We start from the raw sequence: 19,327 nt of genomic DNA on the forward strand, positions 1-19,327 counted from the left end.
GCCACCGTGACCTCCTATTATCTCGCTGAGCGAGATTATCGCCGAACGAGAGGACTCGCACCATGCCCCGTGCCCTGTCCCACGCCCGCGAGACGGACTTCACCACCGCCTACGACGCGGTCCTCGCCCGGTGGCCCCGGCCCACCACCGCCTCGGAACTCGACACACCGCACGGCACCACCCACGTCCTCCACCACGGCCCCGAGGACGGCCCGCCCGTCCTCCTCCTGCCCAGCGGCGGGAGCACCGCCGCCTCCTGGGGTGCGACGGCCGCCGCGCTCGGCGCGACACACCGGGTGCACGCCGTGGACCTCGTCGGCGGACCGGGCCGCAGCCGGGCGGACGGCCGTCCGATCCGCACCGCCGCCGACCTCGGGGCCTGGCTCGACGCGGTGCTCGACGGCCTGGGACTGACGTCCGCGTCGTTCTGCGGCCACTCGTACGGCGGATGGATCGCGCTCCGGTACGCCCTCGCGGCCCCCGACCGCACGGACCGCCTGGTCCTGCTCGACCCCACCGGCTGCTTCGCCGGCTTCCGGCCGACGTACCTCCTGCGCGCCCTGCCCCTGCTGCTGCGCCCGAGCGCCGCACGGGCCGCGGCCTTCCTGGCCTGGGAGACCGGCGGCGCGGAGCACGACCCGGCGGTGCGGCGCCTCGACGCCCTCGCGGCGGAACAGCCCCGGCGGCGTCCGGTCACCGGCCCGCGCCCGACGCCCGCCGAACTGGCCGCGCTGCGGCCCCCGGCGCTGCTGCTCGCCGCCGGGAGGAGCCGCGTGCACGACGCGGCCCTGATCACGGCGCGGGCCCGCGCGACCGTCCCCGGCATCGTGACGGAGACCCTGCCGGCGGCGACCCACCACACGCTCCCGGTGGACCTGCCGCCGGCCGCGCTGACGGGGCTGGCGGACTTCCTGAGGACCTGAACTCAGCGGGACAGCGCGTCCCGCACGGCCTCCTCGGTCCGGCCGACGACGGCCGTGCCGTCCTCGGCCGTGATGATGGGCCGCTGGATCAGCTTGGGGTGCGCGGAGAGGGCCTCGATCCACTGCTCCCGGTGGGCCTCGTCCCGGGGCCACTCCTTCACCCCGAGCTCCTTGGCCACCGCCTCACCGGTCCGCGTGATGTCCCAGGGCTCGAGCCCGAGCCGCTTCAGCACACCCCGGATCTCCTCCGGCGACGGCACGTCCTCCAGGTAGCGGCGCACGGTGTAGTCGGCGCCCTCCGCGTCGAGCAGGGTGAGGGCGCTGCGGCACTTGGAACAGGCGGGATTGATCCAGATCTCCATGGCCCACACGGTACCCGTACGGCACCCCCCAGGCCCCCCTCCACCACCCCCCAAACCCCATCTGGCCAGGGGCGATTGTCAGTGGGGGTCTCTAAAATGGGGGGTGAAGGTGAGGGTCCCGGGGAGGGCCCGCACCCCATCGTTCGCCAGGAGGTAGCCCATGGCTCTGGCCGTGATCCGGACGCCGTCCCTCGAACCCTGGAAGCCGCTCCAGAGGAAGCCGCTCCCCGCGGGCCGCCCCCGCGAGTGGTACGTGTCGCACAACCGCCGCCTGAAGGCCATGCGCCTCGCGATCGCCCTCCTCGACGCGGGCGTCTACGTCCCGTCGAAGGCGACGAACGCGACGATACGCACGACGGCCGAGACCATCGGCATCCACCCGCCCTCCGACACCACCTGCCGCATGGTCCGAGCCCTCATCCGCTACGGCCGCTGACGCCGGAGGGGCGCTGACGGCCGCTGACGTCGGAGGGTCGCTGACGGCCGCTGACGCCGGAGGGTCGCTGACGGCCGCTGACGCCGGAGGGTCGCTGACGGCCGCTGACGCCGGAGGGTCGCTGACGGCCGCTGACGTCGGAGGGGCGCCGCCCGGCCCGTTCTCCCGGGCCGGGCGGCGCCGTCCTCGGATCCCGTCCGCTACCAGGCCACCGGCAGCCGTTCGGGGAGCCGCTTCATGAAGTTGGTGCGCCACACCAGCTGTTCCACCGGCACCGCGAGCCGCAGCTCCGGCAGCCGGTCGAGGAGCGTCTCCAGGGCGATCTCGGCGTGCCGCTTGCCGAGCGCCGTCGCCGGGCAGTAGTGCGAGCCGCCGCCGAAGGAGAGGTGCTCGCCGGCGTTCTCCCGGTCCGGCCGGAAGGCCAGCGGGTCGGGGAAGCGCTCGGGATCGTGGTTCGCCGCCTCCACGAGCACGAGGACCAGCTCACCCGCCCGTACGTCGACGTCGCCGAGCCGTACGTCCTCCAGGGCGACCCGGGGCAGCCCGTCGCCGATCGACAGGTTCACCCGCAGCAGCTCGTCCATCGCCCCGGCGACCCCGCCCGCGCCGCGGGCGGTCAGCGCCTCCCGCACGTCCGGCCGGGTCAGCACCGACACCAGCGCCATCGTCAGGAACCCGGCGGTGGAGATCACCCCCGCGCCGAACAGCGTCACGCCCACCGTCGCCAGCATCTCGTCCGTCAGATGCGCGTACTCGGGATCCTCGCGCAGCGCCGCGAGCTCCGCCATCAGCCCGCCGGTCGCCGGATCGTCGAGCCGCTCCGTCATGTACGCGATGTCCCGGTCCCAGTTCAGCCGGGCCGCCTCGATCTCGCGCGGTGCGTTCATGAAGGCCACGTCCAGACTGCGCAGCAGCCGCGGCCCGTCCTCCTCCGGGATGCCCAGCATCCGGCAGTGCAGCCCCGCCGAGTACGGATCGGCGTACGCGCTCCGCAGCTCGCCGGGCGCCCCCTCGGTGACGAGCGCGTCCACCAGGGACGCGGCCCGCGCCCGCAGCCACTCCTCCAGGCCGGGCGCCTTCGGGTTGATCGCCTTCATGACGGCCCTGCGCAGCCCGGCCCCGGTGATGTTGCCCATGTTGTTCACCACGTGCGGCGGGATCGTCAGCGCGTACTGCCGCGGCGCCCCAGGCGCCGAGGTGTCCTTCAGGCTGAACCTCTGGTCCTCCAGGACGAATCTGCACAGCTCGTACGAGGAGACCAGCCAGGCCTCGGCCCCGGCGATCGTACGGACCTTCCGGACCGGCTCGGCACGCAGTCCGGCGATCTCGGCGGGCAGCCGGGTCCCGTCCCAGTCGAAGGGGAAGGCGGGCAGGGTCTCGACGGCGACGCTCATCGCGCGGCTCCTTCGGCAGTGGTTTCGGCGGTGGTCCCGGCAGGCGTGAGGATGCCGTGGCCCTGGTTGCGCGAGGCCCGGAGCCCGGACCCCCGCCCGTACAGCAGATCGGCCAGCGGCAGCGCCTGGTGGTAGCAGTTGAGCGAGGAGGGCACCCCGAGGATCGCGGGCGTGTCCAGGAACAGCGGCACCTCGGCGCAGATGTACGCCCGGCACACCTCCCGCTGCCGCTCGTCCGTCCGCTGCCCCGGCGCCAGCTTCCCGGCGAGGAAGATGCCGGTCAGCGCGTCGCAGGTCTCCCGCACCACCGGGTCCGCCGCCACCGCGTCGAGCACCGTGCGGTGCAGCTCGCGGTAGGCCGGGACGTCCCCGAACTCCGACATCCCGCGGGCCCGTACCCGTACCCCTGTGGGATCGGCCTCCGCCGCGGCCGCCCCGACCTTGGCCCGCACCCCCCGCAGGTTCTTGACGGCCTTCCGCCGTGCCTCGTCGGCCCCGTATCCCAGCGCCTCGTACATGTCGGCGACATGCAGATCGGTGTATACGAGATCGACCTGATCGAAGTGGTCCAAGCCCCAGCGCGTCAGCTCGCGCAGTCGCTGGGCGGTGAAATAACTGTTCCCCGGGGAGACGCCGATGACCACGTGCGCGCCCTCGTCGGCGATGACGCGGCAGTGATCGGTGTACGGCTGGAGTCGGAGTGTCTCCGCAGGGGCGAAAGCCGCCTGAGTCACGTAGGCAGTCCTCATCGCGCCAGCTAGTCCCAGCGGAGCCCTGTGCTCCGGGTGTGGCGGCAGCGACGACGACACGCTATCGACCGGTCGCTGAGCGTGAACCCCCTACTCGTAGGTACGGCCGATAGTTCGTCAGCTGTTCGCACTCCTGTGATCTTGGCCGGAAAACGGCGAGGCCCGCCGCCCCCGCGAAGGGGGCGACGGGCCTCGTCGGACGTGGCTCCGGCTTAGAGGTCGAAGTAGAGCTCGAACTCGTGCGGGTGCGGGCGCAGCTGGATCGGGGCGATCTCGTTGGTGCGCTTGTAGTCGATCCAGGTCTCGATCAGGTCGGAGGTGAAGACGCCGCCGGCCTGGAGGTACTCGTTGTCCTCCTCGAGGGCGTGGAGCACGGCCTCCAGGTTGGTCGGGACCTGCTGGACGTTCGCGTGCTCCTCGGGAGCGAGCTCGTACAGGTCCTTGTCGATCGGCTCCGCCGGCTCGATCTTGTTCTTGATGCCGTCGAGGCCCGCGAGGAGCAGCGCCGAGAAGGCGAGGTACGGGTTCGAGGACGGGTCCGGCGCGCGGAACTCGACGCGCTTGGCCTTCGGGTTCGAGCCCGTGATCGGGATGCGCATGGCGGCGGAGCGGTTGCGCTGCGAGTACACCATGTTGACCGGGGCCTCGAAGCCCGGGACCAGGCGGTGGTACGAGTTCACCGTCGGGTTGGTGAAGGCGAGCAGCGACGGGGCGTGCTTGAGGATGCCGCCGATGTAGTAGCGGGCGGTGTCCGAGAGGCCCGCGTAGCCCGTCTCGTCGTAGAACAGCGGGTCGCCGTTCGCCCAGAGCGACTGGTGGACGTGCATGCCCGAGCCGTTGTCGCCGAAGATCGGCTTCGGCATGAAGGTCGCGGTCTTGCCGTTGCGCCAGGCGACGTTCTTCACGATGTACTTGAAGAGCATCAGGTCGTCGGCCGCGGCGAGCAGCGTGTTGAACTTGTAGTTGATCTCGGCCTGGCCGGCGGTGCCGACCTCGTGGTGCTGGCGCTCGACCTGGAGGCCGACGTTCTCCAGCTCCAGGGAGATCTCGGAGCGCAGGTCGGCGAAGTGGTCGACCGGCGGGGCCGGGAAGTAGCCGCCCTTGTAGCGGACCTTGTAGCCGCGGTTGTTCTCCTCCGCACCGGTGTTCCAGGCGCCGGCCTCGGAGTCGATGTGGTAGAAGCCCTGGTTCGCGGAGGTCTCGAACCGCACCGAGTCGAAGACGTAGAACTCGGCCTCGGGGCCGAAGTAGGCGGTGTCGGCGATGCCGGTGGAGGCGAGGTACGCCTCGGCCTTCTTCGCGATGTTCCGCGGGTCACGGCTGTACTGCTCGCCCGTGATCGGGTCGTGGATGAAGAAGTTGATGTTCAGCGTCTTGTCGCGGCGGAAGGGGTCCACGCGGGCCGTCGACAGGTCGGCGCGGAGCGCCATGTCGGACTCGTGGATGGCCTGGAAGCCGCGGATCGACGAGCCGTCGAAGGCGAGCTCCTCGGACGGGTCGAAGGCCGTCGCGGGGATCGTGAAGTGCTGCATCACGCCCGGAAGGTCGCAGAAGCGGACGTCGACCATCTTGACGTCGTTGTCCTTGATGAACTTCTGGACCTCGTCGGCGTTCTGGAAGCCGTTCTGGGACATCCCACTCCTCCTACTCCCGGCCCGGGGAGGGGCGGGGTTGCAGCTCGGTCGTGCGGCCAGTGCGGTGGCACACGCTCGACCCGACCATAGGCAGACGGGATTTCTCAAGCGTGACCCATTTGTTTCGTCGAAGTTAACCGGGCCGGGTGCTGTCCGGCCACGCCGGAGCCGTACTCCCACCCGGCCCGAAGTGATCAAAAACGGGCACAGTACCGTGGTCGGGTGGACAACAGGCAAGCACTCGGATCTTGGCTCTCCGGCCCCCGCGCGGCGGCCGAGGACGCAGGCGTCGACTTCGGCTACCGCGGTCAGCAGCTCGGGCTGCCCGAGGAGGGCCCCGGCTCGATCGCCCGCCCCGGGCGGCGCCTCGGCGCCCTCGCCCTCGACTGGGCCCTCTGCATCCTGATCGCATACGGCTTGATCACCGACGGCTACAACCAGGCGACGGGCAACTGGGCCCTGCTCATCCTGTTCGTCCTGAGCGTCCTGACGGTCGGCACCGTCGGCTCGACGCCCGGCAAGCGGCTCTTCGGCCTGCGCGTCGTCTCCGCGAACGGTGGCCGCCTCGGCCTGTTCCGCGTGGCGCTGCGCTCCCTGCTCGTCTGCCTCGCGATCCCGGCCCTCATCTGGGACCGTGACGGCCGCGGCCTCCACGACCGCCTCTCCGGCGCCGTCCAGGTCCGCATCTGAACCACGGATACGAGAAAGGCCCCGGACCGCGTGGTCCGGGGCCTTTCTCGTCAGGTCGGGGGTCAGCGCATCTTTCCGCCGCGCGGCATCCGCATGCCCTTCGGCATCGGGCCCTTCGGCAGCGGCATGTTGCTCATCAGGTCGCCCATCGCCCGCAGCCGGTCGTTGGCCGCGGTCACCTGCGGGCCGGTGAGCACGCGGGGCATCTTGAGCATGGTCGTACGGATCTTCTTCAGGGGCACCTGGCCCTCGCCGTCGCCGACGATGATGTCGTGCACCGGCACGTCCACCACGACGCGGCTCATCCGCTTCTTCTCGGCCGCGAGCAGGGTCTTGACCCGGTTCGGGTTGCCCTCGGCCACCAGCACGATGCCGGCCCGGCCGACCGCGCGGTGCACGACGTCCTGGCTGCGGTTCATCGCGACCGCGGGGGTCGTCGTCCAGCCGCGCCCGACGTTCTGCAGCACCGCCGCGGCCGCGCCCGGCTGGCCCTCCATCTGCCCGAAGGCCGCGCGCTCGGCACGTCGTCCGAAGACGATGGCCGCCGCCAGGAGTCCCAGGACGAAGCCCAGGATGCCCAGGTAGACCGGGTGACCGATGAGGAAGCCGATCCCGAGGAGGACACCGAGTACGACGATGCCCACGCCCGCGACGACCAGACCGACCTTCGGGTCCGCCTTCCGGGTCATCTGGTACGTGAGGGCGATCTGCTTCAGTCGCCCGGGGTTCGCAGCGTCAGCGCTGCCCGTGTTTGCACTCCTCGCCATGTCCTGAAGTTTACGTGGCCCGGGAAGCCCGGCCCGACGCGACCTCCATCACGTGCTGGGCCTCCACCCGGTCCTTGGCGCGGCGGCGGTCCTCCAGGACGGAGTTCCAGGCGTTGCGCCGTGCGGTGCGCTGGCCGGCGCCCAGGAGCAGGGACTCAACGGCCTTCAGGGCGTCGGTGACGGACGGGATCGCGGTGACGCGGACGTGCGTCGATGCGGCCGGCATGCGGGGTCCTCCCTCGATTGCGGGTGAGACGAGGTGGGGGTGTGAGTGGGTGGTGGCGGTGAGTGAAACCAGGCTCACAGATCGGTGTTACCAGGGCGTGACCCGGTGGTCAAACACTGATGAAACGTTGATGCGGCCGCTCGGGTCAGCGGGAGAACGACGGTGCGGCCCGTGCGCCCCGCTGAGCTGCGGGGTCGTACGGACCGCACCGGATCCGGCCAGTACTGACCGGTAACTACTTGTGCGCCGATTCACACGGCGCGCGGCGGTCTCAGACCGCCTGCGTGGCGTTGTCCACCGCGCCGCGCTTCTCGATCGCCTGCTGGTACAGCCGGCCCGCGCGGTACGAGGAACGGACCAGCGGGCCCGACATCACGCCGGAGAAACCGATCTCGTCGGCCTCCTCCTTCAGCTCCACGAATTCCTGCGGCTTCACCCAGCGCTCCACGGGGTGGTGCCGGACCGAGGGGCGCAGGTACTGCGTGATCGTGATGAGCTCGCAGCCCGCGTCGTGCAGCTGCTGGAGCGCCTCGCTGATCTCCTCACGGGTCTCGCCCATGCCGAGGATCAGGTTCGACTTCGTGACCAGACCGTAGTCGCGGGCCTGGGTGATGACGTCCAGGGAGCGCTCGTAGCGGAAGCCCGGACGGATCCGCTTGAAGATCCGCGGGACGGTCTCGACGTTGTGCGCGAAGACCTCGGGGCGGGAGTCGAAGACCTCCTTGAGGAGCTCCGGCACCGCGTTGAAGTCGGGGGCGAGCAGCTCGACCTTGGTACGGCCGTCGGCGCGGTCCGCCGTCTGCTGGTGGATCTGGCGCACGGTCTCCGCGTACAGCCAGGCGCCGCCGTCCTCCAGGTCGTCGCGCGCGACGCCCGTGATGGTGGCGTAGTTCAGGTCCATCGTGACGACCGACTCGCCCACGCGGCGCGGCTCGTCACGGTCGAGGGCCTCGGGCTTGCCCGTGTCGATCTGGCAGAAGTCGCAGCGCCGGGTGCACTGGTCACCACCGATGAGGAAGGTCGCCTCGCGGTCCTCCCAGCACTCGAAGATGTTGGGACAGCCCGCCTCCTGGCAGACCGTGTGCAGGCCCTCGCTCTTCACGAGGCCCTGCATCTTCGTGTACTCCGGACCCATCTTCGCGCGGGTCTTGATCCACTCGGGCTTGCGCTCGATGGGGGTCTGGGCGTTCCGGACCTCCAGGCGCAGCATCTTGCGTCCGTCGGGGGCGACTGCGGACACATCGGCTCCTGTAGCTTCGATTCTTCGGCGCACACCAGGGTACGCCCGTTGCTTCCATGCCTTGCCTACGTCCGGCCAACCTGTGGCCAGTGCTCGGCATTCCTCAGGCCGAGGCGGGCTCCGGGGCCCGCTCCTCCGCACGCTCGATCTCCCGCGGCTTCAGCTCGGCGTGCTCCAGGACGTCCCGCAGGTGCTTCTCCACGACCGGGAGCACCTCCTCGATCGTGACGTCCCGGCCGGCCTCGTTGGCCAGCGAGGCCACGCCGGCGTCCCGGATGCCGCACGGGATGATCCTGTCGAACCAGGTGTTGTCCGGGTTCACGTTGAGGGCGAAGCCGTGCATGGTGACACCCTTGGCGACCCGGATGCCGATGGCGGCGAGCTTCCGGTCCTCGCGGCGCTGGCCGGCGTTGGACGGGGCGTACTCGGGACCGTTCAGGCGCGGGTCGAACTCCTCGTCGGTCAGACGCGGGTCGAAGTCCAGGGAGAGCCCACCCAGGGAGGGCCGCTGCTCGACCGGGTCGCCCAGGACCCACACCCCGCTGCGCCCCTCGATCCGCGTCGTCTCCACGCCGAACTCGGCGGCCGTGCGGATCAGGGCCTCCTCCAGGCGGCGCACATGCGCGACGACGTCCACCGGGCGGGGCAGCTTCATGATCGGGTAGCCGACCAGCTGGCCGGGGCCGTGCCAGGTGATCTTGCCGCCGCGGTCCACGTCCACCACCGGCGTCCCGTCCAGCGGCCGCTCGCTCTCCTGCGTGCGCCGTCCGGCCGTGTAGACCGGCGGGTGCTCCAGCAGCAGACAGGTGTCGTCGATCTCGTCGGCGAACCGTGCGGCGTGCACTTCGCGCTGCTTGTCCCAGGCCACCTGGTACTCGACGGCTTCCTCGCCGAACCCAAGGCGGACGAATCGCAGCTCACTCACGGCCATGCCTCCTCCTGGGTGCCGAGGACCGGGGACCGGGGATCATCCCGGGCCGGCGCGGCACCATGCGTCATTCGCGCCCATGCCACTGTACGGCGGCGCGGGGGACGCCCCTCCGCCAGGTGGACGGGGGCGCCTACGTCAGCGGTGCCGTCAATCCTCACACGATCGGATGAATGTGGGGCGAAGGTGGCGGTACGGGCCGTGAGGACCGCTAAATTCACGCCGTTCCATGAGGGTCCGACGGGACTGCCGCCCGGACCCGGAAGGCAGGAGACCGCACAGCTGATGACGGAACGACCACCGCAGCGCATCCCGAACCGCCAGCTCGCCGCGCTCATCGCCGAAGCCGGGTTCTCCAACGCGGGGCTCGCCAGACGGGTCGACCAGCTCGGTCTGGAACACGGCCTCGACCTGCGGTACGACAAGACCTCCGTGACCCGCTGGCTCCGCGGTCAGCAGCCGCGCGGCACCACCCCCGCCCTCATCGCCGAGGTCTTCACCCGCCGCCTCGGCCGCCGCCTCTCCGCCCAGGACCTCGGCCTCGACGCCTGCGCGCCCGTCTACGCGGGCCTGGAGTTCGCCGCCACCCCCGAGGAGGCCGTCGACATCGTCAGCGGACTGTGGCGCAAGGACTCCGGCAGCCACGCCGAACTCCGCAAGATCGCCTTCACCCCGGCCGGCCTCGTCGTCCCCAGCCGCGACTGGCTCATCGGCCGCGCCGACGACCGGGTCGCCCGCGGCGAGCCGGCCACCCCGGCGGCGCCCCCGCACGACCCCCGGGTCCCGCCCCAGGGACGGTTCTCGGTGCCCCGCCAGCGCGGTACGGACAGGGGGCCAGGACAGCGGGTCTCCAGCGGCGACATCGCCGCCCTCCGCTCGGTCGGCGAACTCTTCCGCACCCTCGACCACGCCTACGGCGGCGGACACGCCCGGCAGGCCCTCGTGCGCTACCTGGAGCACGAGGCCGAGCCGATGCTGCGCGGCACGTACGGGGAGAGCACCGGGCGCCGCCTCTTCGCCGCGGCCGCCGACCTCACCCGGCTCGCGGGCTGGACCTCGTACGACATCGCCGCCCACGGCCTCGCGCAGCGCTACTTCGTCCAGGCGCTGCGGCTCGCCCAGGCCGCCGGGGACCGGGCGTACGGCTCGTACGTGCTCCTCACCATGAGCTGCCAGGCCGTCTACCTCGGCCACGGGCGCGAGGCCGTACAGCTCGCCCGGGTCGCCCAGCAGGGCGTCGGGCCCGCCGCGCCGCCCGTCGTCCAGGCGATGCTCCACGCCGTCGAGGCGCGGGGCCACGCGGTCCTCGGCGAGGCGCGGGCCTGCAGCGCCTCCCTGGTCCGGGCGGAACGGGCCCTGGAGGCGGCCCGGCCCGGCGACGAGGTCCCCTACTGGGCCCGACACTTCGACGAGGCGCAGCTCGCCGACGAGCTCGGGCACTGCCACCGGGACCTCCAGCAGTACCGCCCGGCCGCGCAGCACGCGGAGCGCGCGCTCCAGCTCAGGGCGCCCGGCTTCGCCCGCAGCCGCCTCTTCTGCCGCGTGGTCCTGGCGACGTCGCGGCTGGCCCTCGGGGAGCTGGACCAGGCGTGCGCGCTGGGGGCGGAGGCGGCGCAGCAGGCCTCGGAGATGCGGTCGGCCCGGGCGGTCGAGTACGTCCGCGACTTCGAGCGGCGGCTGGAGCCGTACCGCGACGCGGCGGCGGCCCGCACGTACCGCGACCGCGTGGCAGCCATCACCTAACCCGCCCCCGCCCGGCGCCCGCACCCACGCGGACCCGGCCTCCGGGGGGCGGCGCCCGCACCCGACCGGCGCCCCCGCCCACCCGCCGCGTGTGCCCGCGCCGGGCTGGGCGGTGCCCACCCGCCCGTATGCGCCCGCGCCCGTCCGGGGCGGTGCCCACACGGGCGGGTGGGCACCGCCCCTTGCGGAACGCCTGCCCACGACGGCGTGGGCGGGGGCGCCGCCCCGGGGTGTCAGGCCGCTGCGTTCGGTTCTTTCGAGGGGGTGCGGACGCCCAGGTCCCGCAGGAGGGACGTCGTCGCCCGGTGGGCCGACGTCAGCGCCCCGCCGACCGTGCTCGTACCCCGGTGGTCGCCGCACACGTACAGGCCCGCGAGCAGCCGGACCGAGCGGTGCGCGTCGTGCGGGGGCCGCATCGCCGGGACCGCCTCCGGCGTGTGGTGGAGGGCCAGGAGCTCCCAGTCGTCCGTCGACGTCCCGTACAGCGTGGCCAGGTGTTTGCGGACTCGGCGTTCCGTGTCGTCCGGGGGGGTTCCGAGGACGGTCGACGTGATCAGGGCCCGGCCGCCCGGCGCCCGCGCCGGGTCCACCGCGCTCATCACCGCCGTGTGCGCCACCGGACCGCCCGGGTCGGACTCCAGGAGCAGGGTGGGGTCCGCGGTCGGCGCCACGGGGGCCGTGTGGTGGAGGACCGTGACCGGGTGGAAGGCGGGGACGCGCAGGCCCGGCAGCAGGGACGCCGCCGTCCGCGCGCCCGTCGCCAGAAGGACCGAGCGGCAGCCGATGACCCCGTGCTCGGCCGTCGTGACCCGGGAGACCGAGATGTCCGTGACCCGGACGCCGGTCCGGACCGTGCCCGGCGGCAGCGCGGCGGCGAGCCGCTCGGGGAGCGCCGCGGAACCGCCCTCGGGGACGGCCGGCCGCCCCCGGGCGAAGGCCCGCAGCGCCAGGTCCGCCTGACGGCTCGACATGGAGAGGTCCGGGTCGGCGAGGAGCGCGGCGAGCAGCGGCCGCAGGACCCCCTGCACCGTCCGGGCGGGGAGCCGGGCCGTCAGGGCCTCCCGGGCGGTCCGCTCCGGCCGGGCGAGGAGCCGCTGCGTCGGCGTCGCGGCGAGCCGGACGAGGGACGCGCCGAGCCGCGCCTGGTCGAGCGAGGCGGCCGGATTCCGGGGGGCGCTCGCGAGGGCGCGCGCCACGCTGAACGCTCCCCCCACGCCCCGGTGGACCCCGCCGCCCCGGTGGCCGGCGGCCCGGCGCGGGTGCGGGACGCCCCAGCGCGCGTACCGCCCGTCGCTGTGGACGAGCACCCCGGGGGCGAACGGGCGCAGCGCGAGCCCGGACAGCCCCGGCGTGGCCCGTAGTTCCTCGGGCGAGAGGGTGAGCAGCGGGCCCACCCGGTCGAGCAGGAAGCCGTCGGCGCGGTCGGTGGCCAGCCGGCCGCCGACCCGCGGCTCCGCCTCCAGGACGGCGACGGCGAGCCCGGCGCCGGTCAGCCGGCGCGCGGCGGCGAGCCCCGCGATCCCGGCTCCTACGATGACGACGTCGACGGCCTCCACGACGTCCCTGTGCTGTGCGCTGGTTGCGGTACTGAGCACGTTCCCCTCCCCAGGTCGGCGCCGCCGGTGGGAGGCCTTATGCCCCCAACAGGCCCCCGGAATGCCCGAGTTCGCGTTCGTATCGAACGGTGGGCGTCGAGCCTAGGCAGCGGCCGTACGGAAGTCGGCCCGCGCGCGGCGGGGTGCACGCAGCACGGGGGAGCGCACCTCGGGGAGGGGGTGTCAGCGCAGCGCCGCCCGGATCGCCTCGTCGATGGTCGGGAAGGCGAAACCGAAACCGGTCTCCAACAGCCGCCCGGGCAGCACCCGCTGACTGCCCAGCACGTCCTGCGCGAAGTCGCCGAGAACCACCTTCAGGGCGGGCGCGGGGACGGTGAAGAGGGTCGGCCGGCGCAGCACCCGGCCCATCGCCGCCGTCACCTCGCGGTTGGTGACGGGCTCGGGGGCCGTCAGGTTCACCGGACCCGAGAGGGACGGGGTGTCGACGAGGTGGCGCAGGGCGGCCACCTCGTCGTGGAGGGAGATGTGCGACCAGTACTGGCGGCCGTCGCCCATCCGCCCGCCGAGCCCGGCGCGGAAGACGGGGAAGAGGCGTCCCCAGGCGCCGCCCTGGCGGGCCACGACCAGGCCCGTGCGGGCATAGGTGACCCGGATGCCGGCCTCCTCGGCGGGGGCGGCCGCGGCCTCCCACTCGACGCAGACCTCGGGCAGGAAGCCCGTGCCGGCGGGGGCGCTCTCGTCCACCGCGCGCGTGCCGGTGTCTCCGTACCAGCCGAGTGCGGTGCCGCAGACCAGCGTCTCCGGCGGGTCGGCGAGCGAGGCGAGGGCCTGGGCGATCGCCGTCGTGCCGAGGATCCGGCTGTCCCTGATCTCCTTCTTGTACGCCTCGTTCCAGCGGCGCTCGCCGACGCCGGCGCCCGCCAGGTGGACGACGGCGTCGACGCCGACGAGCCCGGCGGCGTCCACGTACAGCCGCTTGGGGTCCCATTCGACCTCGTCGGCGGTCCGGGCGGGGCGGCGGACGAGACGGAGGACGTCGTGGCCGTCGGCGCGCAGGGAGCGGACCAGGGCCGAGCCGATGAGCCCGGAGGCGCCGGTGACGGCGACACGCTTGCGGATGGCGGAACGCTGCATGGTCACCATCCTGCCCTCCCGCGCGGCCGCGTGGCACAGTGGCCGTCATGATCGTGCCGGAGACGCAGATACGCATACGTACCGCCGTGCTTGAGGACGACGCCGCGCTCGCGGAGCTCGACCGAACGACCTGGTCGACCCTTCACGCCGTGATGCCCGCCCCGGAGCCGGGCGCGCCCTTCTTCGACGAGCGCCATCTGCCCGGGGACTACCTCGTGGCCGTGCGCGGGGGAGCGGTCGTCGGTTACGTCCGGGTGGCGCCGCCGACCCCGCTCGCCGTCACCGCGCACGTCCGCCAGATCCAGGGCCTCGCCGTCGCCGGGCACGCCCGGGGCGGGGGCGTCGCCCGGGCGCTGCTGCGGGCCGCCATGGACCGGGCCCGGGAGCAGGGTGCCGTCCGGATCACCCTGCGGGTCCTCGGGCACAACGCGCCGGCCCGCGCGCTCTACGCCTCGGAGGGCTTCGCGGTCGAGGGCGTGCTGCCGGGGGAGATCTTCCTCGACGGGGCGTACGTGGACGACGTGCTCATGGGCCGGTCACTGCTCTGACGCCAGCAGCCGCATCCCGCCCATCAGTTCGCGCAGGCAGCGCACCGCGAGGGCGGCCGGGGCTCCGGTGCCGGTCACGGGCGCGTCCGTCTCCGCCCAGCTCTCCAGGGCGATCCGGATCGCGTCGGTGGCCGCCGCCGCCGCGAGCCGTACCTCCAGCGGGTCCGCGTCCGGGCCGGCGAGCCCGGCGACGACCTCGCGGAGCCGCTCCTCGGACTCCTGGTTGACCCGGTACCAGACGGCCCGGAGGGCGGGGTCCTCGGCGGCGGCCCGCAGCAGCCCGCGCGTCCAGCGCAGACCCTCCGCCTCCGCCTCGGTCCCGGGGGTGAGCGAGGCGGCGATCGAGCGTTCCAGGGCCTCGGGCACGCCCGCGCCCGGTCCCGTCGCGGCGAGGAGTTCCCGCCAGCGGTCGGCGCCGCCCGCGAGGAGCGGGGCGACGGCGTCCTGCTTGGAGCGGAAGTAGCGGTAGAAGGTGCGCAGGGCGACGCCCGCCCGCCGGGCGATCTCCTCGGCCGTGGTGCCGTCGGGGCCGCGCTCGGTGAAGAGTTCGGCGGCGGCGCGTGCGATGTCCAGCTGGGTGGCGGCCTTGCGGCGCTCCGTCAGGGAGGGGGTGGGGGGCGTGGCGCCCTCGGGCTTGGTGCTCACTCCACGAAGCGTACGCCTGCGACTGCCGAACGTGCATGACGTGCAGGTGTGGCAAAACGTGCCACTCGGGCGTACGGTGGCGGCATCCCCGGAAAGCTTGACATCGAGAGGTTGCCGACATGAACCAGCTGACCCGTTACGAAGGACGCCGCGCCCTCATCACCGGCGGCGGCTCCGGCATCGGCCAGGCCACCGTCCTGCGCCTGCTCGCCGAGGGCGGCCGTGTCGTCGCCGCCGACATCAGCGAGGACGGCCTCAAGGACACCGTCGCCAAGGCCGGCGACGCCGCCGACCGCCTCACCACCGTCGTCGTGAACATCGGCGACGAGGCCTCCGTACGGGCCGGCGTGGCCGCCGCCGTCGAGGCGCTCGGCGGTCTGGACGTCCTGGTCAACGCGGCCGGCATCCTGCGCTCCTCGCACACCCACGAGACGAGCCTGGACTCCTTCGAGCAGGTGATCCGGATCAACCTCACCGGCACCTTCCTCATGATCCGCGAGGCGATCCCGGCGCTCCTGGAGGGCAACGACTCCGCCGTCGTCAACTTCTCCTCCACCTCCGCGATGTTCGCCCACCCCTACATGGCGGCCTACGCGGCCAGCAAGGGCGGCATCCAGTCCATGACCCACGCGCTCGCCGCCGAGTACGCCAAGCAGGGAATCCGCTTCACCGCCGTCCAGCCCGGCTCCATCTCCTCCGGCATGACCGACGGCTCCGGCGCCTCCAAGCAGTCCCAGGGCCCCGGCCTGCCCGAGGACACCGACTGGTCCCTCTTCGCCAAGCTCGCCCCCGCCCTCGGCCAGGGCTTCGCCGGCCCCGAGACCGTCGCCGGCGTCGTCGCGATGCTCGCCTCCGAGGACGGCAGGTTCATCACCGGCACCGAGGTCCGCATCGACGGCGGGACCCACTTCTGATGACCGCCGCAGAGGTCTTCCACGGCCGCACCGCCGTCATCACGGGAGCCTCCTCCGGCATCGGCGCCGGCCTCGCCCGGCACGCCGCCGGGCTCGGCATGAAGCTGGTCCTCGCCGACATCGCCGCCGAGCGGCTCGCCGAGTTCGCGGGCGAGCTGTCCGCCACCGGCGCCGAGGTCACCGCCGTCGTCACCGACGTCGCCGACCCCGCCTCCGTCGAGGCCCTCGCCGACACCGCCCACACCCGCCACGGCGCCGTCGACCTGCTCGTCAACAACGCCGGGATCATGGCCATGGGCTACTCCTGGGAGATCCCGGCCGAGCGCTGGGACGCCATGCTCCGGATCAACATCGGCGGGTACGTCAACGGCATCCGGGCCTTCGTCCCGCGCATGCTGGAGCGCGGCGAGAAGGCCTGGGTGGTCAACGTCTCGTCGATCGGCGGCCTGCTGCCGAGCCCGCTGATGGCCCCGTACAGCGTCACCAAGTTCGGCACGCTCGCCCTCACCGAGTCGCTGCACTACGAGATGCAGATGAAGGGCGCCCCGATCCAGGTGTCCGTCGTGACGCCCGGCTCGGTGAAGAGCGAGATCTTCAAGGCCGCCAGGCCCGGAGAGACCGCCCCGCCGGAGATCGCGGCCTTCAACGACCAGCTCCAGGCGCTGGCCGACGAGCACGGGCTCACGCCCGAGGAGCACGCCGAGCGGGTCTTCGAGATGGTCGCGGAGGGCAAGTACTGGGCGATCCCGCAGCCCGAGCAGCTCTTCCCGGCGCTCGGGCCCCGCACGGACATGATCCTCGGCCAGGAGAACCCGCGGCTCCAGCCGGGCTGATCCGTGTCGATCCCGGGGGCCCCGCCCCCGGGATCCCTACACCGTCCCGAAGCGCTCCCACAGCCGGGGGAACCGGGCCGCGAGCACGTCGTCGTCCTCCAGGTCGAACGGGGCGCCCAACGGCTCCCCGCCCGGCATCGGAATGCCCAGGTCGGGGGTCTCGGCCCCGGTCAGCGCCTCGTACGCCTCGTCCGCCGCGAAGCCGATCTCCTCGCCGTCCCCGTCGATCTCCACGTCGAAGTCGCCGATCAGCTCCGCCAGTGCGTCCGGCTCGTGCACACCCCCCTCGTACACCTCCCGGCCCTGGCCGATCAGCCAGCAGCGGAACGAGTCGAAGGTCTCCTCGCCCGCCCCGTCGAAGAGCACCGCCGCGGCGCCCCACAGATCCCAGAGGTACGCGCGGTTGAAACGGGCCTCGAAATGGCGCGCGTAGTCGAGCACCGAGTCGGGGTCAAGCCGGGTCAGCCGCTCCACGAGCAGATCCGCCTGCTCCTCGGGGTCGCCCTCGGCTTCCTCGCGGGTGGCGTCGATGAGCTCCCAGAACTCGGTCTCGTCCATCACGGCACCAGCATCGTGGCTCGGGGAGTCCGACGCACCCGGAAAGCCCGAAATGAATCCGGACAGAAGATGTCGTGTTTTCCTGACAGGCTGACGTCCATGACGACTGAAACCGCACCCCTGTACGGACGGATCTGCCTGGTCGCCGGGGCCACCCGGGGCGCCGGACGGGCCATCGCCGTCCAGCTCGGCACGGCCGGAGCCACCGTCTACGTCACCGGCCGCACCACCCGCGAGAACCTCAGCGAGGTCGGCCGCGCCACGGAGACCATCGAGGAGACCGCCGAACTGGTGACGGCCGCCGGCGGCGAGGGCATCGCCGTCCCCACCGACCACCTGGACCCCGAGCAGGTCCGGGCCCTCGTCGAGCGGATCGACCGCGAGCACGGCCGGCTCGACGTCCTCGTCAACGACGTGTGGGGCGGTGAACACCTCGTCGGCCCGTCCTTCGGCAAGAAGACCTGGGAGCTCGACCTCGCCGACGGCCTCCGGATGCTCGAACTCGGCGTACGGACCCACGCCATCACCTCGCACCTCGCGGTCCCGCTGCTGATCCGCAACCCCGGCGGGTTCGTCGTGGAGGTCACCGACGGCACCGCCGCGTACAACAACACCCGCTTCCGCGAGAACCTCTACTACGACCTCACCAAGAACGCCCCGATCCGGATGGCCTTCGGGCTCGCCGAGGAGCTGGCGGAGTACGGCGGGACGGCCGTCGCCGTCACCCCCGGCTGGCTCAGGTCCGAGCAGATGCTCGCCGGCTTCGGCGTCACCGAGGAGAACTGGCGCGACGCCACCGAGAAGCTCCCCGACTTCGGCATCTCCGAGTCCCCGGTGTACGTCGGCCGGGCCGTCGCCGCCCTCGCGGCCGACCCCGACCGGAACCGCTGGACCGGACAGTCCCTCTCCAGTGGGCAGCTGGCGAAGGAGTACGGCTTCACGGACGCGGACGGCTCGCGGCCCGACGCCTGGGGCTTCATCCTCGCGGGCGAGACCGGGAAGCCGGACGTGGCCGACTACCGGTAGCGCTCCGCCATGCCCCGTGCCGCCTCCGCGAACCGCTCGCGGAGCGCGGCCGGGGCCAGCACCTCCACCTCCGGGCCCAGACCCAGCAGCTGACCGACGGCGACCTCCTCGCTCTCCACCCGGAGGACCACCCGCGCCTGGCCGTCCTCGGCGGTCCCCGCCGCGAGCGCCTCCTCGGCGGCCGTCCGGTCCGTCACGTACGGCAGCCTGCGGGCCCCCGCCTCCGTCAGCCGTACGACGACCTCGGCGCGCAGGATCGACCGGGCGAACTCGGCCGCCCGCTCCTCCCAGAAGGAGGGCAGGTCGAAGACCGGGTCCCGGTCGAAGCGTTCCTCGCCCACGGCCACCGCCGTGAACCGGTCCACCCGGTACGTACGGAAGGAGGAGCCCGAGCGCGCGCACACGTACCAGACCCCGGCCTTGAGGACGAGGCCGTACGGCTGGAGCTCCCGCTCCACCTCCTCGCCGTCCCCGCGCCGGTAGCGGGCGGACACCCACCGGTCGTCCCACACCGCCTCGGCCACCGGCGCGAGCAGCTCCGGCGTCTCGGGCTCCTGGTACCAGCCCGGCGCGTCCAGATGGAAGCGCCGGGCCGCCGACTCGTGGGCGTCCCGCAGCGAGGGCAGCAGCGCCGCCGACACCTTGAGCCGGGCCGCCGAGGCCGCGTCCTCCAGGCCCATGTCCCGCAGCGCGCCCGGCAGTCCCGACAGGAACAGGGCCTCCGCCTCGCCGCGCGCGAGCCCCGTGAGCCGCGTCCGGTACCCGCCGACGAGCCGGTACCCGCCGGCCCGGCCCCGGTCCGCGTACACCGGCACCCCCGCCTCCGACAGGGCGAGCGCGTCCCGGGTGACGGTCCGCTCCGACACCTCCAGCTCGGCGGCGAGTTCGGCGGCGGTCATGGACGGCCGGTTCTGCAGGAGCAGGACCATCTTGATGAGGCGGGCGGCACGCATGCCCACCAGAGTGCCGTACGGACGCGCCGAGGGGCCGCCTCCGTATGTGCGTACGGAAGCGGCCCCTC

General features: G+C 72.9%; 21 protein-coding genes. 8 read left to right on the top strand and 13 right to left on the bottom strand.

The window, feature by feature from the left end:
- Positions 1-62: 62 nt before the first annotated feature.
- Entirely contained in the window at positions 63-923 is an 861-nt protein-coding gene (locus ACF07V_RS09785; protein ID WP_392152807.1) for an alpha/beta fold hydrolase, read from the top strand.
- 2 nt (positions 924-925) lie between these two features.
- On the opposite strand, the gene ACF07V_RS09790 is transcribed toward ACF07V_RS09785, so the two are convergent.
- The gene (locus ACF07V_RS09790) at positions 926-1,285 is read right to left on the bottom strand and encodes an arsenate reductase family protein (RefSeq protein ID WP_392152810.1); all 360 of its coding nucleotides are present in this window, start codon (positions 1,283-1,285) and stop codon (positions 926-928) included.
- Positions 1,286-1,445: 160 nt separating this feature from the next.
- On the opposite strand from ACF07V_RS09790, the gene ACF07V_RS09795 reads away from it, so the two are divergent.
- Entirely contained in the window at positions 1,446-1,721 is a 276-nt protein-coding gene (locus tag ACF07V_RS09795; protein WP_189802157.1) for a hypothetical protein, read from the top strand.
- A 200-nt stretch (positions 1,722-1,921) separates the two neighbouring features.
- On the opposite strand, the gene ACF07V_RS09800 is transcribed toward ACF07V_RS09795, so the two are convergent.
- The 3 genes from ACF07V_RS09800 to glnA form a co-directional block, all read right to left on the bottom strand.
- Positions 1,922-3,115, bottom strand: a complete 1,194-nt coding sequence (locus ACF07V_RS09800) for a cytochrome P450 (protein WP_392152812.1) — start codon at positions 3,113-3,115, stop codon at positions 1,922-1,924.
- Complete coding sequence (locus ACF07V_RS09805) at positions 3,112-3,849, bottom strand: tRNA-dependent cyclodipeptide synthase (RefSeq protein WP_392152814.1); 738 nt, start codon at positions 3,847-3,849, stop codon at positions 3,112-3,114. Before ACF07V_RS09805 ends, ACF07V_RS09800 begins: the two co-directional genes overlap by 4 nt.
- A gap of 227 nt (positions 3,850-4,076) precedes the next feature.
- The gene (gene glnA / locus ACF07V_RS09810; RefSeq protein ID WP_392152815.1) at positions 4,077-5,498 is read right to left on the bottom strand and encodes a type I glutamate--ammonia ligase; all 1,422 of its coding nucleotides are present in this window, start codon (positions 5,496-5,498) and stop codon (positions 4,077-4,079) included.
- A gap of 222 nt (positions 5,499-5,720) precedes the next feature.
- Here glnA and ACF07V_RS09815 point away from each other — a divergent pair, with 222 nt between their 5' ends.
- Positions 5,721-6,188 (top strand): RDD family protein, encoded by a 468-nt coding sequence (locus ACF07V_RS09815; RefSeq protein WP_392152817.1) that lies wholly within the window; start codon positions 5,721-5,723, stop codon positions 6,186-6,188.
- Positions 6,189-6,250: 62 nt separating this feature from the next.
- Here the strand turns inward: ACF07V_RS09815 and ACF07V_RS09820 are convergent, their stop codons facing one another.
- The 4 genes from ACF07V_RS09820 to lipB all read right to left on the bottom strand — a co-directional run bounded on the left by ACF07V_RS09820 (position 6,251) and on the right by lipB (position 9,346).
- The gene (locus ACF07V_RS09820; protein ID WP_392152819.1) at positions 6,251-6,955 is read right to left on the bottom strand and encodes a DUF4191 domain-containing protein; all 705 of its coding nucleotides are present in this window, start codon (positions 6,953-6,955) and stop codon (positions 6,251-6,253) included.
- A gap of 10 nt (positions 6,956-6,965) precedes the next feature.
- Positions 6,966-7,181 carry a hypothetical protein gene (locus tag ACF07V_RS09825; protein WP_015033065.1) on the bottom strand — a complete coding sequence of 72 codons (216 nt, stop codon included), beginning with the start codon at positions 7,179-7,181 and terminating at the stop codon, positions 6,966-6,968.
- A 271-nt stretch (positions 7,182-7,452) separates the two neighbouring features.
- Positions 7,453-8,421: a lipoyl synthase gene (lipA, locus tag ACF07V_RS09830; RefSeq protein ID WP_041128874.1), complete on the bottom strand. Its 969-nt coding sequence runs from the start codon at positions 8,419-8,421 to the stop codon at positions 7,453-7,455.
- A gap of 103 nt (positions 8,422-8,524) precedes the next feature.
- Positions 8,525-9,346, bottom strand: a complete 822-nt coding sequence (gene lipB / locus ACF07V_RS09835; RefSeq protein ID WP_392152821.1) for a lipoyl(octanoyl) transferase LipB — start codon at positions 9,344-9,346, stop codon at positions 8,525-8,527.
- Between the two features lie 288 nt (positions 9,347-9,634).
- Here lipB and ACF07V_RS09840 point away from each other — a divergent pair, with 288 nt between their 5' ends.
- Positions 9,635-11,092: a regulator gene (locus ACF07V_RS09840; RefSeq protein WP_392152823.1), complete on the top strand. Its 1,458-nt coding sequence runs from the start codon at positions 9,635-9,637 to the stop codon at positions 11,090-11,092.
- Positions 11,093-11,325: 233 nt separating this feature from the next.
- Here the strand turns inward: ACF07V_RS09840 and ACF07V_RS09845 are convergent, their stop codons facing one another.
- Together ACF07V_RS09845 and ACF07V_RS09850 are read right to left on the bottom strand one after the other, a co-directional pair.
- The gene (locus ACF07V_RS09845; protein ID WP_392152825.1) at positions 11,326-12,687 is read right to left on the bottom strand and encodes an NAD(P)/FAD-dependent oxidoreductase; all 1,362 of its coding nucleotides are present in this window, start codon (positions 12,685-12,687) and stop codon (positions 11,326-11,328) included.
- A gap of 183 nt (positions 12,688-12,870) precedes the next feature.
- Positions 12,871-13,791, bottom strand: a complete 921-nt coding sequence (locus ACF07V_RS09850; RefSeq protein WP_392152827.1) for a TIGR01777 family oxidoreductase — start codon at positions 13,789-13,791, stop codon at positions 12,871-12,873.
- Between the two features lie 38 nt (positions 13,792-13,829).
- Here ACF07V_RS09850 and ACF07V_RS09855 point away from each other — a divergent pair, with 38 nt between their 5' ends.
- On the top strand, positions 13,830-14,330 hold the full coding sequence (locus tag ACF07V_RS09855) for a GNAT family N-acetyltransferase (protein ID WP_392152829.1): 501 nt from the start codon (positions 13,830-13,832) through the stop codon (positions 14,328-14,330).
- On the opposite strand, the gene ACF07V_RS09860 is transcribed toward ACF07V_RS09855, so the two are convergent.
- A complete protein-coding gene (locus tag ACF07V_RS09860; RefSeq protein WP_392152830.1) occupies positions 14,319-14,975 on the bottom strand; it encodes a TetR/AcrR family transcriptional regulator in 657 nt (218 codons plus the stop codon). The two genes, ACF07V_RS09855 and ACF07V_RS09860, sit on opposite strands and share 12 nt — an antisense overlap.
- 119 nt (positions 14,976-15,094) lie before the next feature.
- Here ACF07V_RS09860 and ACF07V_RS09865 point away from each other — a divergent pair, with 119 nt between their 5' ends.
- Both ACF07V_RS09865 and ACF07V_RS09870 read left to right on the top strand, forming a co-directional pair.
- A complete protein-coding gene (locus ACF07V_RS09865; RefSeq protein WP_392152832.1) occupies positions 15,095-15,889 on the top strand; it encodes an SDR family NAD(P)-dependent oxidoreductase in 795 nt (264 codons plus the stop codon).
- Positions 15,889-16,722: an SDR family NAD(P)-dependent oxidoreductase gene (locus tag ACF07V_RS09870; RefSeq protein WP_392152834.1), complete on the top strand. Its 834-nt coding sequence runs from the start codon at positions 15,889-15,891 to the stop codon at positions 16,720-16,722. Before ACF07V_RS09865 ends, ACF07V_RS09870 begins: the two co-directional genes overlap by 1 nt.
- Before the next feature lie 36 nt (positions 16,723-16,758).
- On the opposite strand, the gene ACF07V_RS09875 is transcribed toward ACF07V_RS09870, so the two are convergent.
- On the bottom strand, positions 16,759-17,280 hold the full coding sequence (locus ACF07V_RS09875; protein WP_392153422.1) for a DUF4240 domain-containing protein: 522 nt from the start codon (positions 17,278-17,280) through the stop codon (positions 16,759-16,761).
- 99 nt (positions 17,281-17,379) lie between these two features.
- On the opposite strand from ACF07V_RS09875, the gene ACF07V_RS09880 reads away from it, so the two are divergent.
- Positions 17,380-18,306, top strand: coding sequence for an SDR family oxidoreductase (locus ACF07V_RS09880; protein WP_392152836.1), 927 nt, complete (start codon positions 17,380-17,382; stop codon positions 18,304-18,306).
- On the opposite strand, the gene ACF07V_RS09885 is transcribed toward ACF07V_RS09880, so the two are convergent.
- A complete protein-coding gene (locus ACF07V_RS09885) occupies positions 18,297-19,259 on the bottom strand; it encodes a helix-turn-helix transcriptional regulator (RefSeq protein WP_392152838.1) in 963 nt (320 codons plus the stop codon). The two genes, ACF07V_RS09880 and ACF07V_RS09885, sit on opposite strands and share 10 nt — an antisense overlap.
- Positions 19,260-19,327 lie beyond the last annotated feature (68 nt).

The sequence above is a fragment of the Streptomyces sp. NPDC015661 genome (genome assembly GCF_043077765.1).
Taxonomy (GTDB): domain Bacteria; phylum Actinomycetota; class Actinomycetes; order Streptomycetales; family Streptomycetaceae; genus Streptomyces.

Coding starts and splice junctions, on each gene's coding strand:
- ACF07V_RS09825 (WP_015033065.1), bottom strand. CDS start 7,181: ATGCCGGCCGCATCGACGCACGTCCGCGTCACCGCGATCCCGTCCGTC.
- ACF07V_RS09795 (WP_189802157.1), top strand. CDS start 1,446: ATGGCTCTGGCCGTGATCCGGACGCCGTCCCTCGAACCCTGGAAGCCG.
- ACF07V_RS09850 (WP_392152827.1), bottom strand. CDS start 13,791: ATGGTGACCATGCAGCGTTCCGCCATCCGCAAGCGTGTCGCCGTCACC.
- ACF07V_RS09870 (WP_392152834.1), top strand. CDS start 15,889: ATGACCGCCGCAGAGGTCTTCCACGGCCGCACCGCCGTCATCACGGGA.
- ACF07V_RS09875 (WP_392153422.1), bottom strand. CDS start 17,280: ATGGACGAGACCGAGTTCTGGGAGCTCATCGACGCCACCCGCGAGGAA.
- glnA (WP_392152815.1), bottom strand. CDS start 5,498: ATGTCCCAGAACGGCTTCCAGAACGCCGACGAGGTCCAGAAGTTCATC.
- ACF07V_RS09790 (WP_392152810.1), bottom strand. CDS start 1,285: ATGGAGATCTGGATCAATCCCGCCTGTTCCAAGTGCCGCAGCGCCCTC.
- ACF07V_RS09885 (WP_392152838.1), bottom strand. CDS start 19,259: ATGCGTGCCGCCCGCCTCATCAAGATGGTCCTGCTCCTGCAGAACCGG.
- ACF07V_RS09840 (WP_392152823.1), top strand. CDS start 9,635: ATGACGGAACGACCACCGCAGCGCATCCCGAACCGCCAGCTCGCCGCG.
- ACF07V_RS09855 (WP_392152829.1), top strand. CDS start 13,830: ATGATCGTGCCGGAGACGCAGATACGCATACGTACCGCCGTGCTTGAG.
- ACF07V_RS09785 (WP_392152807.1), top strand. CDS start 63: ATGCCCCGTGCCCTGTCCCACGCCCGCGAGACGGACTTCACCACCGCC.
- ACF07V_RS09820 (WP_392152819.1), bottom strand. CDS start 6,955: ATGGCGAGGAGTGCAAACACGGGCAGCGCTGACGCTGCGAACCCCGGG.
- ACF07V_RS09865 (WP_392152832.1), top strand. CDS start 15,095: ATGAACCAGCTGACCCGTTACGAAGGACGCCGCGCCCTCATCACCGGC.
- ACF07V_RS09800 (WP_392152812.1), bottom strand. CDS start 3,115: ATGAGCGTCGCCGTCGAGACCCTGCCCGCCTTCCCCTTCGACTGGGAC.
- ACF07V_RS09880 (WP_392152836.1), top strand. CDS start 17,380: ATGACGACTGAAACCGCACCCCTGTACGGACGGATCTGCCTGGTCGCC.